The sequence below is a fragment of the Roseobacter sp. AzwK-3b genome (assembly GCF_000170875.1).
In the GTDB taxonomy this organism is placed as follows: Bacteria; Pseudomonadota; Alphaproteobacteria; order Rhodobacterales; family Rhodobacteraceae; genus Roseovarius; species Roseovarius litoreus.
Genome location: NZ_ABCR01000005.1, coordinates 80,542 through 94,925, shown reverse-complemented (window position 1 = coordinate 94,925; position 14,384 = coordinate 80,542). Strand labels below are relative to the sequence as shown.

Sequence of the window (14,384 nt, the reverse complement as noted above, 5' to 3'; positions counted from 1 at the left end):
ATCGTTCCCCAAATACTCACCTGCCTCGGCCCGCGCCTTTGCGCGCCCGTCGCCGTATCGCTCACCATCGCGCCAGCGCCTCCCGCGCCTCCTCGATCATGCGCGTGACAATCGCTTCCGCAGGCTCGACCGCATGGATCAGCCCCACCGCCTCTCCGGCAATCGCCGGGGCTTTCTCGGCGTCGCCTTCGGCCACCGCGCGTGCATAAGCCGCGCGCGCCGCACCCGAGGCCGGCCCACCCGGCACCCCTTCCCATTGTCCGGTCCAGCCGTTGCGCAAGGTCCGGATCGTATAGGGCGTAGGCCAGTCCAGCCCCCGCGCGATATCCGGCAGCGACGAGCGCAGCGTCCTGTCGCCATCCGCCGCCACCGCCGCGGCCTGAAATCCCGGCGCCACCAGCGCCTCCTCCGCGGCCCAGAACCGCGTGCCCACCAGCACGCCATCCGCCCCCAGCATCAGCGCCGCGGCCACGCCCCGGCCATCCGCGATACCACCCGCCGCAAGCACGATCGCCCGGTCACCCACCGCATCGACCACTTCGGGCACAAGGCTCATCGTGCCGCGTGTCGCGCCATGCCCGCCCGCTTCCGTGCCCTGCGCCACGATCACATCCGCGCCCGCCGCCAGCGCCTCACGGGCGCCGCTCAGGCTCTGGACCTGCACGAAGACCGGCACGCCCGCCGCCCTTGCGCGGGCCGCAAAGGGCGCGGGATCACCGAAGGACAGGAAAACCCCCGCCGGGCTGCGCGCAAGGATCGCCTCGAACAGGCCCGGCGCCTCGGCCTCGCGCCGCTCGAGCGCCCATGTGATCAGCCCGCAGCCCACGGCCACATTCCCGGCCTCGGCCATCTGCGCCTCGATCCAGGCCGCATCGCCATAGCCGCCGCCGATAAAGCCAAGCCCTCCCGCCCGACTCACCGCCGCCGCCAGTCGCCCGCCCGCCGCCATCGCCATCGGCGCCGACGCGATCGGCGCCCGCAGCCCGAAGCGTTCGGTCAGCCGGGTGACCAGCGCGGGCCTTGATGAAGGGGTCGGACGATCCGTCATCGCGCTCACTCCACGTCCCGCACATCGTTGACCGTGTCCGCCGCCGTGGTGCGCCAGAAGATCAGCACCAGCAGCAAGACGATGGTCGCCCCCCCTGCGCCAATGGCCATGTCCGCCTGCAAACGCCACGCCCACATGGCCAGCGCCACCCAGACCGCGGCCACGATCACCGGCAGCCAGGTGGCGATATTGACACCCCACATATCCGCCCGCAGCCGCCCGATCGGAGAGAACGGCCCTGCGGGAAGGCCGCGCGCCTTGCAGGCCTTCACATAATCCGAGCGCACGGCGCGCACCGCCGATTGCGCCGCCATCACGCCAAACAGGCTCGCCACGGCCGAAAGCGCCCCCGCTGCGGTGATCGCATAGCGTAGCCCCGCCAGCAGTTGCAGCATCTGCCCGCAGCGTTCGGGATCGCGGCACTCACTTGTCAGAAGCCCGCCTTCGGCACTCAGCGACAGGCCCATGGCCGCGAAGAGAAAGCCGTTGAAAGTGAACAGCCACCGCAGGCGGTGATCCACCAGCGTGTCCTCATGCTCGACCAGCCCGCGCATATCCGCCCATAGCTGCCGCGCCTCCTCGGCTTTTGTGCGACTCGGATCATCGCTCATCGCGCGCCATCCTCCGAGCCATCCTCCGAAACGGCTCGCGCGCCCGCCGCGCGTGCGGCGAGGGCCCGCGTCACCACCCTATCACATGCGGAATACGCCAAAGCGGGTCTCCTCTATCGGGGCGCAGAGCGCGGCGCGCAGCGACAGGGCCAGCACATCGCGCGATTTGCGTGGATCGACGATCCCGTCGTCCCAAAGCCGCGCGCTGGCATAAAGAGGATGCGACTGGCGCTCGAACATCTCGATCGTGGGGCGCTTGAACGCGGCCTCTTCCTCGGCCGACCATGCGCCGCCCTTGCGCTCGATCGCATCGCGCTTGACGGTGGCCAGAACGCCCGCCGCCTGCTCGCCGCCCATCACGCCGATCCGGCTGTTGGGCCAGGACCACATGAAGCGCGGCTGATAGGCCCGGCCCGACATGCCGTAATTGCCCGCCCCGAACGAGCCGCCCACCACCATGGTGATCTTGGGCACCGATGTGGTCGCCACCGCCGTCACCATCTTGGCGCCATGGCGCGCAATACCCTCGTTTTCGTATTTACGGCCCACCATGAAACCCGTGATGTTCTGCAAAAAGACAAGCGGCACCCGGCGCTGACTGCACAGCTCGATGAAATGCGCGCCCTTCTGGGCGGCTTCCGAAAACAGCACGCCATTATTGGCGACGATCCCCACCGGACAGCCCTTGATATTGGCAAAGCCCGTCACCAGCGTCTCGCCGAAGCGCGCCTTGAACTCGTCCAGCCGCGAGCCATCCACCAGCCGCGCGATCACCTCGCGAATATCATAGGGCGTGCGCAGATCGGCAGGCACCACGCCCAGCAGGTCCTCGGGATCATAGGCCGGCTCCTCGGGGCTGGCCCACGCGACCGTCGCCGGGGTGACACGGTTCAGCCCCGCCACCGCCTGCCGCGCCAGCGCCAGCGCATGTGCATCATCCTCGGCCAGGTAATCCGCCACGCCGCTCAGCCGCGTATGCACGTCCCCGCCGCCCAGCTCCTCGGCGCTGACCTGCTCGCCCGTCGCCGCCCGGACCAGCGGCGGGCCGGCCAGAAAGATCGTGCCCTGGTCCTTGACGATGATCGTCACATCCGACATCGCCGGCACATAAGCCCCGCCCGCCGTGCACGATCCCATCACCACCGCGATCTGCGGGATGCCCTTGGCGCTCATCCGCGCCTGATTATAGAAGATGCGCCCGAAATGATCGCGGTCGGGAAAGACCTCGTCCTGATTGGGCAGGTTCGCACCCCCGCTATCCACCAGATAGATGCAGGGCAGGTTGCATTCCTCCGCGATCTCCTGTGCCCTCAGGTGTTTCTTGACGGTCATCGGATAATAGGTGCCGCCCTTCACCGTGGCGTCATTGCACAGGATCATGCAGTCCAGCCCCTGCACCCGGCCCACCCCCGCGATCACCCCTGCACAAGGTGCGGCCACCTCATACATGCCATGCGCCGCCGTGGCCCCCACTTCCAGAAAGGGCGATCCCGGATCGAGCAGAGTCGCCACCCGCTCGCGCGGCAGCATCTTGCCGCGCGCCAGATGCCGTTCGCGCGCCGCCTCGCCGCCGCCCGCCGCCGCAAGGGCCGCGGCCTCCTCGACCACCCGGAGCGCCGCCAGATGGCCCTCGCGATTGGCGCGGAACTCCTGCGATGTTGCGATCACCTTGGACTGAAGCTTCATGCCGCCTCCGGATATACTGCGGGGCGGCTACTCGCGCGCCCGACGACTGCCATTATGCCGCAACAGCGGCGCTCATGCGGCATGGGACGCATAGCATCGCGCTCCTCCCTGCCCCGACGCCGTGTCCGGCGCATTGGAAACCACGAGATACGACCACAAGGCCCGTCACCCGAGACACAACCACGGACATATTCTCTGCCACCCGTCATAACACCCCCTCCCCGGCGGCCCGCGCCTTCAGCGCGCGACGGATCACCTTGCCCGTCACCGTCATCGGCAGCGCGTCAAGAAACGTCACCTCCCTTGGATAGCAATGCCCCGCCAGCCGCGCCTTGACGTGGTCCTGCAGCGCCCGGACCAGATCATCCGTCCCCGCCACTCCGGGCTTCAACACCACATAGGCCTTCACGATCTGCGTGCGCAGCGCGCAGGGCTTGCCGATCACCCCCACCGTCGCCACCGCCTCATGGGTCAGCAGGCAATCCTCGATCTCCCCCGGCCCGATCCGGTACCCGGCCGAGGTGATGACATCATCCTCGCGCCCCACGAAACGCAGATACCCCTCCTCCAGCACACCCCGGTCGCCGGTCAGCATCCAGTCGCCGCGAAACTTCTCGGCGGTCGCCTCGGGACGGTTCCAATAGCCCAGCATCATGCTGGCCGTGCCACGCCGGATCGCGATATCGCCCTCGCCCACAACCGCCTGCCCCTGCCCGTCGATCACACCGATCTCGAAGCCGGGCACCGCCCGCCCGATCGCGCCCGCGCGCGGCGCGAACAGCGTGCCGCAGGAACTGGCCACCATGTTGCATTCGGTCTGGCCGTAAAACTCGTTGATCGTCAGCCCAAAGGCCCGCCGCCCCCAGTCCAGCATCTCTGCGCCCAGGGGCTCGCCGCCACTGGCCACGCTGCGCAATCCCGGCACGGCGCAGCCCTCGGCCTTCAGCATCCTGAGCGCCGTCGGCGGGAAAAAGACATTCCGCACACCCCCCTCGCGCAGCACCCTTGCGCACGCCTCGGGCGTGAACTTCGGCAAGCGCGCCGCCACCACCGGCACCCCAAGCGCCAGCCCCGGCATCAGCACATCGAACAGCCCCCCGATCCACGCCCAATCCGCGGGCGTCCACAGGCAATCGCCCGGCTGGCCCAGAAAATCATGGCTGATCTCGACCCCCGGCAGATGCCCCAACAGCATCCTGTGACCATGCAACGCCCCCTTGGGGCTGCCGGTGGTCCCGCTGGTATAGATCAGCACGGCGGCATCTTCCGGGCCGGTCTCCGCAGACCCCATGCGCCCTTGGGGCAAATCCACCTCTTCCGGCACCAGCGCCGCGACACCCGGCACCTGCTCAAGCAAAGCAACCCCGTCACCATCGCTCACCACGATCCGCGCACCCGCATCCGTCAGCCGCGTGCGCAGCGCATCGACCTGAAACAGCTTGAAGAGCGGAATCGACACCGCCCCCAGCTTCCAGATCGCCACATGCGCCGCCGCACACCACGCATCCTGCGAGCGCAGCACACCAACCCTGTCGCCGCGCCCGATCCCCTGCCCTGCAAGATGCAGCGCCAGCGCATCCGCCATCTCGCGCAGCGCGCCATAGCTGGTCTCGCGCCGCTCCGCCGTCAGATCGATGATCGCCACCCGGTCCGGGTCTGTCTCGGCCCAGTCGTCACAGACCTGCGCCGCCATGTTCAGCCGCGCAGGTATCTGCCAGCGAAAGCCTTGGTAAAGCGTGTCATATGGCGCGCGTCTCAGCATCCCGGCCCCTCACGCCCGCCCATCAAGGCGCTTGCGGTCAGCCACCCGGCCGAACCGGTCGATGAAATACTCGTATCCCGCGCCTTCGGCGTCCTCGCAGATCACCACCAGCCACAGCCCGTCCGATTGCGCGATCCGCGCCTGACAATCCGTGCGCTCGGCCCCGGCGCCCGCCTCGGCCAGATATCGGTCCGCCACCGCCTCGATCACATCGGTTTCCGTGGTCAGAACAGCGCGCCCACCCAGCAAAAGGCCGATTCCCGCCGCCACCGCCACAATGGCGGCGAGCGGCACGAAAAGCAGCCAGCGCCGTGTCATCCCATGGCGCCCATCAATTCGCGGCCCACCAGCATCCGGCGGATTTCGCTGGTCCCGGCGCCGATCTCCATCAGCTTGGCATCCCGAAACAGCCTTGCGACCGGCGCATCCGCCAGAAAGCCCGCCCCGCCCATCGCCTGCACCGCCTGATGCGCCTGCACCATGGCCTGCTCGCTGGCATAAAGGCAGCACGCGGCGGCATCCTGCCGGGTGACATCACCCCGGTCACAGGCCTTGGCCACCTCGTACACATAGGCGCGCGCCGAATTCATCGCCGTGTACATGTCGGCAATCTTGCCCTGCATCAGCTGGAACGAGCCGATGGGCTGCCCGAACTGCTTGCGCTCGGCCATATACGGCATGATCTCATCCAGACAGGCCGCCATGATACCGGTCCCGATCCCCGCCAGCACGACCCGTTCGTAATCCAGCCCCGACATCAGCACGCGCACCCCGCGCCCCTCTTCGCCAAGGACATTCTCGAAGGGAACCTCCACATCGTCGAAGATCAGCTCGGCGGTGTTCGATCCGCGCATCCCCAGCTTGTCGAAATGCGGGCTGGTGCTGAAGCCCTTCATGGTCTTTTCGATCAGGAACGCGGTGATCCCCTTCGATCCGGCATCCGGATCGGTCTTGGCATAGACGACCAGCGTATCGGCGTCAGGGCCGTTGGTGATCCAGTATTTGGTGCCGTTCAGCTTGTAATGATCGTTGCGCTTTTCGGCCCGCAGCTTCATCGACACAACATCGCTGCCCGCGCCCGCCTCGGACATCGCCAGCGCGCCGACATGCGCGCCGCTGACCAGACCCGGCAGGTATTTTTCCTTCTGCTCCGGCGTCCCGTTCAGCTTGATCTGATTGACGCAAAGGTTGGAATGCGCCCCATAGGACAGCGACACACTGGCCGAGGCGCGCGCGATCTCCTCGATGGCGATGACATGCGCCAGATAGCTCATGTCGGCACCGCCATACTCTTCGGGCACCGTGATGCCCAACAGACCCAGATCGCCCATCTCGCGCCACAGGTCGGACGGAAAGTCATTGTCGCGGTCGATGGCCCCGGCCAGCGGCTTGACCCGCTCCTGTGCCCACCGGTGAACCATCTCCCGCAGGGCGTTCACATCCTCGCCCAGATCAAACTGCATGACGGCGTTGAACATGCGCCTCTCTCCCGAATTCGGCATTTATTGAACAGTTGTTCATTTTATAGCCGCAACTGCGCCGTCCGGTCAATCCCGCGCATCGCATGCCCGGCGCACGCTGCGTTAACTCATGCCTTTTCTCGGGTTTTGCAGACAGGATACCGACGCGATACCGACGTCATACCGACGCGATACCGAAGGCCGATTCCGCGGTCATTCCCCTTGTTAACAAAGAGATTCGCACTCTGCGCCGCCATCCGCGCGCAGTGCCGTCACCGATTTTTTAACTGCGATTAACGCTCAGCTCTGCGCACCCTGCCAGACCGCGCCCACCTCGGCCCGGATGATCCGCGCGATCAGCGCGCAATCCTCAAGGCTGAAGGTCAGCGGCAGCCGCATGTCCAGAATGCTTTTCAGGATACGGTCCGATTTGGGCATCCGCTCGCTCGGCGCATAGCGCCAGCTGTCATAGCGGCTGGTAAAGCCCACCGGCTCCGCGCCCCCGAACCATTTGAGCTCCACGCCGCGCCGCAGGCAGCGCGCCACCACCTCGCCCACCGCCGTCTCGTCCCAGTCCAGCAGCAGGAACTGGATCGACGAGCCGACGAATTTCTCCTCCTCGGGCCGCTCGACCAGCCGCAATCCCGGCGTGCCGCGCAACCCTTCCTCGACCTTGTGATAGCGCGCGTTCCACGCCGCGCACTGGCTGTCCAGCCGCGCCAGCTGCGGCCGCAGGATCGCCGCTCGCAAATGGTCCATCCTACCGGAAACATTGGGAGTTTCGTATTTCACATCCGCGAATATCGCTTCCGGCGGCACCGTCCCATTGCGCCCGTACAGCATGTAGGACCCCGACAGCATCGTTGCCCGCGCGGCGACTTCATCGTCATCGGTGACCAGAAAACCGCCCTCGCCCGAGTTCATGTGCTTGTAGGTCTGGGTGCTGTAGCACCCCACCTTGCCCCACCGCCCCGACGCGCGCCCCTTCCAGGCAGCCCCCATCGTATGCGCGCAATCCTCCAGCACCGTGATCCCGGCGCGGTCGCAGATCTCCATCAACCTTTCCATGTCGCACAGATGCCCGCGCATGTGGCTGAGCATGAGGATGTCAGCCTGATCCGACTTGGCCTCCAGATCATCCAGATCGATGACCAGATCCTCGGTCACGCCGACAAACACCGGCACCGCGCCCACACTCGCAATGGCCCCCGGCACCGGCGCCAGCGTGAAGGCATTGGTCAGCACCCGCTGTCCCGGCCTGACCCCCACCGCCCGCAGCGCCGTGGACATCGCATACCCCCCCGACGCCACCGCCAGCGCATAGCGCGCCCCTGTATAGGCGGCGAATTCCCGCTCAAGCAGGCCCGTCTCTCCAACCTCGTCCCCGACGAGATTGTAGCGGTGCAACCGCCCGCTGCGCATCACCTCGACCGCCGCCGCAATCCCCTCTTCGGGGATCGATTCCTGCTGGGTGAAACTGCCTTTGAAAACATCTGTCATGGCGTATTCTTTGCGATTGTTGCCCGTCCGGGTCAATGGGTTTGGCATCAGCCCGGGCGGTTCTTCACGAAACCCGAAAGCCGCTTGCGCGCCCTCCGAAAACCTATCCGATAAGACGGCGCACGGTGTCGCCCAACTCGGTGTAGCAGCCCAACAGCGCCTCGGGTGCCAGATCGGCAACCCCTTGGCCCGCTGGCCCGAACGTCACCAGAATCGACGGAACCCCCGCCGCGCGCGACGTCGCGCGATCGGTCTCGGTATCGCCCACCAACACACAGCGCCCCGGATCACCCCCGGCCCGGCGCACGGTTTCGCGCAGCGCCTCGGGATCGGGCTTGCGCACGGGCAGCGTATCGGCCCCGATCAGGGACCCAAAGGCCTCCAGAACACCAAGCCGGGTCATCAGAAGGCGCGCAAGCCCCTCGGGTTTGTTGGTGCAAATGGCCACTTTGTAGCCCGCAGTCCGCAGCCCCTCGACCGCGTCCATGGCGCCGGGATAAAGCATGGTATGCGTGTCGATCGCGCCTTCATATGCCTGCAGCAACAGGGGATATTGCCGATCCACCTCGGCCTCGTCCTGCGTCCGGCCCAGCCGGTCCAGCCCAAGGCGCAGCATTGCCCGACCGCCGCGCAGGGCAGTCCCCGCATCAGCCACCGGATGCAGAAGATCCCCCTCACCCATTGCCCGGAAACAGGCATTGGCCGCCGCGATCAGATCGCCGCTGGTATCCGCCAAAGTCCCGTCCAGATCGAAAACCACAGTCCGCATCGCCGCCCGCCCCTTTACCTTTGGTCTGCGCCCATCCGCGCCCGACTGACATATACCGCAATCTAGTGTGATCCAATGCGACCTTGCACAGCATCGGCAACCCGATAAAACGGGGGCCAGTCGACGAAGGAAAAGCCGGAATGAGTACAGCCCTTGTCATCCTGGCCGCAGGTCAGGGCACACGCATGAACAGCGATCTGCCGAAAGTCCTGCACGAGGTGGCCGGGGCGCCGCTTATCGTGCATGCCATGAAGGCCGGCGCCGCGCTCGAGCCTGACCGGACTGTGATCGTGGCGGGACATGGCGCAGAGGACGTGAAAAAAGCCGCACTGGCCCATGATGACAGCGTCGAGATCGCGATTCAGTCCGAGCAGAAGGGTACCGCGCATGCCGTGGCCCAAGCCGCTCCGCTGCTGGCGGGTCACACCGGTGACACCATTGTCCTTTATGGCGATACGCCTTTCATCAGCACCGAGACGCTTGAACGGATGGCCAAGGCCCGTGCCAGACATGATGTGGTCGTTCTGGGCTTCAACGCGGCAGACCCCGCGCGCTACGGTCGGCTGGTCATGAACGGCGAGAGCCTTGAAAGAATTGTGGAATTCAAGGATGCCGATGAGGCCATTCGCGCCATTACCCTGTGCAATTCGGGCGTAATCGCAGCGCAGACCGCGACCCTTTTCAAACTGATTGACGCGGTGGGAAATGACAATGCCAGTGGCGAATACTACCTGACCGATATCGTGGGGCTTGCACAGGCGCAGGGGCTTTCGGCCACCGCAATCCTGTGTGACGAGGCCGAGACACTGGGTATCAATTCCCGCAGCGAACTGGCCTTGGCCGAGGCCGCCTTTCAGGCCCGCGCCCGCGCCGCGGCGCTGGAGGATGGTGTCACGCTGATTGCCCCGGACACGGTGCATTTCGCACATGACACGGTGATCGGCCGCGATACGTTGATCGAGCAGAATGTCGTCTTCAGACCCGGCGTCACCATCGAGTCCGGTGCGCGCATCCGGGCATTTTCGCATCTCGAAGGGTGCCATGTGTCGCGCGGAGCGGTCGTCGGACCCTACGCCCGCCTGCGCCCCGGCGCCGAATTGGCGGAAGACACGCGGATCGGCAACTTCGTCGAAATCAAGAACGCCATCATCGACGAAGGCGCCAAGGTCAATCACCTGAGCTATATCGGCGACGCGCATCTGGGCGCCGCCAGCAATGTCGGCGCGGGCACGATCACCTGCAATTACGACGGCGTCATGAAACACCATACCGAGATTGGCCGAAACGTGTTCATCGGATCGAACACCATGCTGGTCGCCCCGGTCACCATCGGGGATGACGCCATGACGGGATCGGGCTCGGTCATCACGCGCGACGTGCCCGAGGGCGCCCTGGCGCTGGCGCGCAGCGCACAGGTGGACAAACCAGGGATGGCCCGCAAAATGTTCGAAATTCTAAAGGCCAAAAAGGCAAAACGCGATAAAGGGGCAGAATAATGTGCGGTATTGTAGGGATCCTCGGGACGCATGAAGTTGCGCCGACACTGGTTGAGGCGCTGAGGCGGCTGGAATATCGCGGCTATGACAGCGCCGGGATCGCCACGCTGAATCACGGCCGGCTGGACCGGCGGCGCGCGGTCGGCAAGCTGGTGAACCTGTCGGATCTCCTGGTGCATGAACCGCTGGCGGGCAAGGCCGGCATCGGCCACACAAGATGGGCCACCCATGGCGCACCCAATCTGTCGAACACGCATCCCCACCGCTCGGGTCCCGTGGCCGTGGTCCATAACGGGATCATCGAGAATTACCGCGACCTGCGCGCCGAACTGGCCGAAAAAGGCCTCAATCACGAGACAGACACCGATACAGAAACGGTCGCCCTGCTGACCCACTACCATCTCGAGCAGGGAATGCCCCCTGTCGATGCCGCCCGCGCGACACTGGCGCGGCTCGAGGGAGCCTATGCCCTATTGTTCCTGTTCGATGGCGAGCCTGACCTGATGATCGCGGCGCGCAAGGGCAGTCCCCTGGCGATCGGGCACGGGGATGGCGAGATGTATGTCGGCTCGGACGCGATCGCGCTTGCGTCGCTGACGGACAGAATCACCTATCTCGATGAGGGTGATGTTGCCGTCGTGACACGCGACAGCCTGTGGATCACCGATGCCGAGGGCAAGACTGTTGAGCGGGAGGTCAAGACCATCCGCATCGGCAATACCCGGATCGACAAGGCCGGGCACAAGCATTTCATGGCCAAGGAAATCACCGAACAGCCCGCGGTGATCGGCGATGCGCTTGGGCATTACCTGTCGGCGGATGGGCGCGACGTCATCCTGCCCGGCGGCGACGGTTTGGATTTCACGCAGATCGACCGGATGACGATGGTGGCCTGCGGCACGGCCTATTATGCCTGCCTGACGGCGAAATACTGGTTCGAGCAATTGGCCCGACTGCCTGTCGAGGTCGATATCGCCTCGGAGTTCCGCTATCGCGAGCCGCCAATCCCGCCGCGCGGGGTGGCGCTTTTCGTCAGTCAATCGGGCGAGACCGCCGATACGCTGGCGGCGCTGCGCTATTGCGCGGGCAAGGCGGAGCGGATCGTCAGCGTGGTGAATGTGGACGAAAGCTCGATCGCTCGGGAAAGCGATCTGGCGCTGCCGATCCATGCCGGGGTCGAGATCGGGGTGGCGTCGACCAAGGCGTTCACCTGCCAGTTGACGGTGCTGTTGCTTTTGGCGATCAAGGCGGCCAAGGCACGCGGCACGCTGAGCGAGGATGCGGTCGCGGACCTTCTGTCCAAGCTGCGCGGACTGCCGGCGACGATCAATATCGCGCTTGAGATGGACGACGATTTCAAGAAGGCCGCTCGGCGCCTTGCCGAGGCCGACAACGCCCTGTTTCTGGGCCGTGGCCTGATGTATCCACTGGCCCTTGAAGGGGCATTGAAACTAAAGGAAATCAGCTACATACACGCCGAAGCTTATGCATCGGGTGAACTCAAGCACGGCCCCATCGCACTCATCGACAAGCGCATGCCCGTAGTGGTCATGGCCCCCCGCGACGCCCTGTTCGACAAGACCGTATCCAACATGCAGGAAGTGATGGCCCGCGATGGCAAGGTGATACTGATCACCGACCGGTGCGGGGCCGAAGCCGCGGACGGCGGCATATGGCGTCTGCTGACACTCCCCGAGGTGGACCCGGTTCTGAGCCCGATCCTCTATGCCATTCCCGCGCAGCTGCTGGCCTATCACACGGCCGTGGCCAAGGGGACGGATGTGGACCAGCCGCGCAACCTGGCCAAATCCGTTACGGTTGAATAGCCGCAGCGCGAGGCCATCACTCCCGCGCAGCGCAGGGCAGCCAGACCCGAAACCGGCTGCCTGTCCCGGGCGTGGATGTGACGGTGATCTGACCGCCAGCGCGGGTGACGAGGGTCTGGCTGATCGACAGGCCCAGCCCCGTGCCTTCGGCCTGTTTGGTGGTGAAAAACGGATCGAAAATCCGCTTGAGCACGGCGGCGTCGATCCCCTGTCCGGTGTCATCGACGCGGATCACAACCCCGCCTTCCTCGTCATGGACACCGAGGCTCAGTCTGCCCTTTGCCCCCATGGCATGAACCGCGTTGAGGATCAGGTTGACGACCACCTGCTGCAACTCGGTCCGCGACATTATCACCTTGTTTTCGCTTGAGAATTCCGTGACCACGTCGATATCGGCCACCTCGGTCTGGTGGCGAGTCAGGACAAGGCAATCGCGGACGACATCGACCGGTGAGATCACGTTGGCTGCCCCGGAATATTCTTCGGGCTTGGCGAATTGCAGCAGTTTCGAGACGATCACGCTGATCCTGTAGACCTGATCGTCAATCAAACGGAATTCAGTCTGCACCTTGTCGGCGTCGCGGTCCAGAACGCTGCGCGCGACATCCAGATTGCCCTGAATGACCGCGATCGGGTTGTTGATCTCATGGGCGACGCTGGCCGTGATCTCGCCGACGGCGGCCAGTTTCTCGGACATGATGAGCCTTTCTGTCGTGCGTTCGAGCTTGTGATTGGCGTCGCGCAGATCGCGGGTCCGCTCTTCGACCTTGCGTTCAAGGCTTTCACCCCATTCCCTGAGCTGCCGGTCGCGTTCCTGAATGCGGTCGAGCAGCGTATCGAGATGGCCCGCGACCTGCGCAATTTCGCCCGTGCCCTGGGCAGGCCGGTTGCGCGCATCCATGTCGCCGGCCTCGACCCGCGCGATCGTCTGGGTCATGCGTTCGAGGGGGCGGAAAATGCGCCCGGCCCATCGCAGGAAGATTGGTACGGAAATCGCCGCGATCAGTACGAAAAGAACCATCACGGACAAGGCCGCGTTTTTCTTGGCCGCGAGAAACGGCGCTTCGAGAAAGCCGACATACAGCATTCCGACCCGTTTTCCGCGGCTGTCGACAATCGGCTCGTAGGCCGAAATATACCAGTCATTGACCACGAAGGCGCGATTGAGCCACACCTTCCCTTCGCCCAGAACCCGATCACGCACCTCAGCCGAAACGCGCGTTCCAAGGGCGCGCACATTTTCGAACAGCCGCACATTCGTCGAGACGCGCACATCATCCAGAAAAAGTGTTGCTGTGCCCTGACTTCCTTCCGGCAGGCTTTGTTCACGATAAACCAGTGCGTTGATTGTATCGATAAAGCTTAAATTCCGGTTAAGCAGAAGCCCGCCCACCAGAGCACCGGGGCGATTGTCGGCAAGGCGAAGGGGGGCGGCGGAGTGGATGATCATGCCACGGTCCTCGACCGAGCGGTCGGTGGGGATGGCGGCGACGGTGGGAACAAGGCGGATCGCGGCCCAGGCATCAAGGCCCGCGGACACGGCGTTGAGGTCCTGGGCGGAGAGGATATCCACGGCACTACGCCAGGTTCCATCAAGGGCGCTGCGGATCACCGGCCAGTCGGAGGGGGTAAACCCGGCGGGCGTGGTGCGACCGTCGGTGACATAGAGAAAATCGAGCCCAAGCGCCTTGCGCTGGTTCTCGAGCAGGGTGGCAAGGGCTGCCTCATCCCCTATGGCATCACGCAGCGCGACGGAATTGGCAAAGCCGTCCAGACGTTCTCCCGAGTTCTGGAGAAGCTGGCCAAGATACTGATTTGCAATGGTAAGATCGCCGTTCACCTTGGTGATGAGAATCTCGTCGATCTTGCCGCCCCATCGCATCATGGTGCTGCCCAGCATCACAGGAACAAGCACCAGCATCGGCAAGAGCGCGATCACCAGAAGCCGGACCCGGACCGAGCGGAACACGGCGCGCCACATCGTGTCCTGCGCGGCGTCGGGGGGCGGCGTGTCTGGCTCGGGGGTGGTCACCTGATCCTCCATCTGGGTCACAGGCGCATAATCGCGGATCGGGGGCGGTGGTCCAGCCCTTTCCGGCAAGACAGGGACGAATCACCCCTCAAGCCTCTGATTAACAGGCAAAAACAGGGATCGGCATCACGTCGGTAAAACGTCGGTATCGCGTCGGTATCGAAGGCCGACGCAGGCCGCGTTAACAGCCCGCA

At 65.0% G+C, this 14,384-nt stretch carries 11 protein-coding genes; 2 read left to right on the top strand and 9 right to left on the bottom strand.

The features are described 5' to 3' along the window. Window positions 1–61: 61 nt before the first annotated feature. The 8 genes from RAZWK3B_RS10385 to RAZWK3B_RS10350 all read right to left on the bottom strand — a co-directional run bounded on the left by RAZWK3B_RS10385 (window position 62) and on the right by RAZWK3B_RS10350 (window position 8,836). Window positions 62–1,048 carry an NAD(P)H-dependent flavin oxidoreductase gene (locus RAZWK3B_RS10385; protein ID WP_007814865.1) on the bottom strand — a complete coding sequence of 329 codons (987 nt, stop codon included), beginning with the start codon at window positions 1,046–1,048 and terminating at the stop codon, window positions 62–64. A gap of 5 nt (window positions 1,049–1,053) precedes the next feature. Further along, complete coding sequence (locus RAZWK3B_RS10380) at window positions 1,054–1,659, bottom strand: hypothetical protein (RefSeq protein ID WP_007814863.1); 606 nt, start codon at window positions 1,657–1,659, stop codon at window positions 1,054–1,056. Window positions 1,660–1,740: 81 nt separating this feature from the next. After that, window positions 1,741–3,345 (bottom strand): carboxyl transferase domain-containing protein, encoded by a 1,605-nt coding sequence (locus RAZWK3B_RS10375; RefSeq protein WP_007814861.1) that lies wholly within the window; start codon window positions 3,343–3,345, stop codon window positions 1,741–1,743. A gap of 205 nt (window positions 3,346–3,550) precedes the next feature. Beyond that, the gene (locus tag RAZWK3B_RS10370) at window positions 3,551–5,107 is read right to left on the bottom strand and encodes an AMP-binding protein (protein ID WP_007814859.1); all 1,557 of its coding nucleotides are present in this window, start codon (window positions 5,105–5,107) and stop codon (window positions 3,551–3,553) included. A 9-nt stretch (window positions 5,108–5,116) separates the two neighbouring features. Beyond that, window positions 5,117–5,425: a hypothetical protein gene (locus RAZWK3B_RS10365; RefSeq protein ID WP_007814857.1), complete on the bottom strand. Its 309-nt coding sequence runs from the start codon at window positions 5,423–5,425 to the stop codon at window positions 5,117–5,119. Continuing rightward, on the bottom strand, window positions 5,422–6,585 hold the full coding sequence (locus RAZWK3B_RS10360) for an isovaleryl-CoA dehydrogenase (RefSeq protein WP_007814855.1): 1,164 nt from the start codon (window positions 6,583–6,585) through the stop codon (window positions 5,422–5,424). The genes RAZWK3B_RS10365 and RAZWK3B_RS10360 overlap by 4 nt, the downstream gene beginning before the upstream one ends. Window positions 6,586–6,867: 282 nt before the next feature. Continuing rightward, window positions 6,868–8,067, bottom strand: coding sequence for a DegT/DnrJ/EryC1/StrS family aminotransferase (locus tag RAZWK3B_RS10355; protein ID WP_037295629.1), 1,200 nt, complete (start codon window positions 8,065–8,067; stop codon window positions 6,868–6,870). A 103-nt stretch (window positions 8,068–8,170) separates the two neighbouring features. After that, window positions 8,171–8,836, bottom strand: coding sequence for an HAD-IA family hydrolase (locus tag RAZWK3B_RS10350; RefSeq protein ID WP_007814850.1), 666 nt, complete (start codon window positions 8,834–8,836; stop codon window positions 8,171–8,173). Between the two features lie 140 nt (window positions 8,837–8,976). Here RAZWK3B_RS10350 and glmU point away from each other — a divergent pair, with 140 nt between their 5' ends. Together glmU and glmS are read left to right on the top strand one after the other, a co-directional pair. Beyond that, complete coding sequence (gene glmU, locus RAZWK3B_RS10345; RefSeq protein ID WP_007814848.1) at window positions 8,977–10,332, top strand: bifunctional UDP-N-acetylglucosamine diphosphorylase/glucosamine-1-phosphate N-acetyltransferase GlmU; 1,356 nt, start codon at window positions 8,977–8,979, stop codon at window positions 10,330–10,332. Next, complete coding sequence (gene glmS, locus RAZWK3B_RS10340) at window positions 10,332–12,158, top strand: glutamine--fructose-6-phosphate transaminase (isomerizing) (protein ID WP_007814846.1); 1,827 nt, start codon at window positions 10,332–10,334, stop codon at window positions 12,156–12,158. The genes glmU and glmS overlap by 1 nt, the downstream gene beginning before the upstream one ends. Before the next feature lie 16 nt (window positions 12,159–12,174). Here glmS and RAZWK3B_RS10335 read toward each other — a convergent pair whose 3' ends face one another. Further along, complete coding sequence (locus RAZWK3B_RS10335; protein WP_007814843.1) at window positions 12,175–14,202, bottom strand: sensor histidine kinase; 2,028 nt, start codon at window positions 14,200–14,202, stop codon at window positions 12,175–12,177. Window positions 14,203–14,384: the final 182 nt, after the last annotated feature.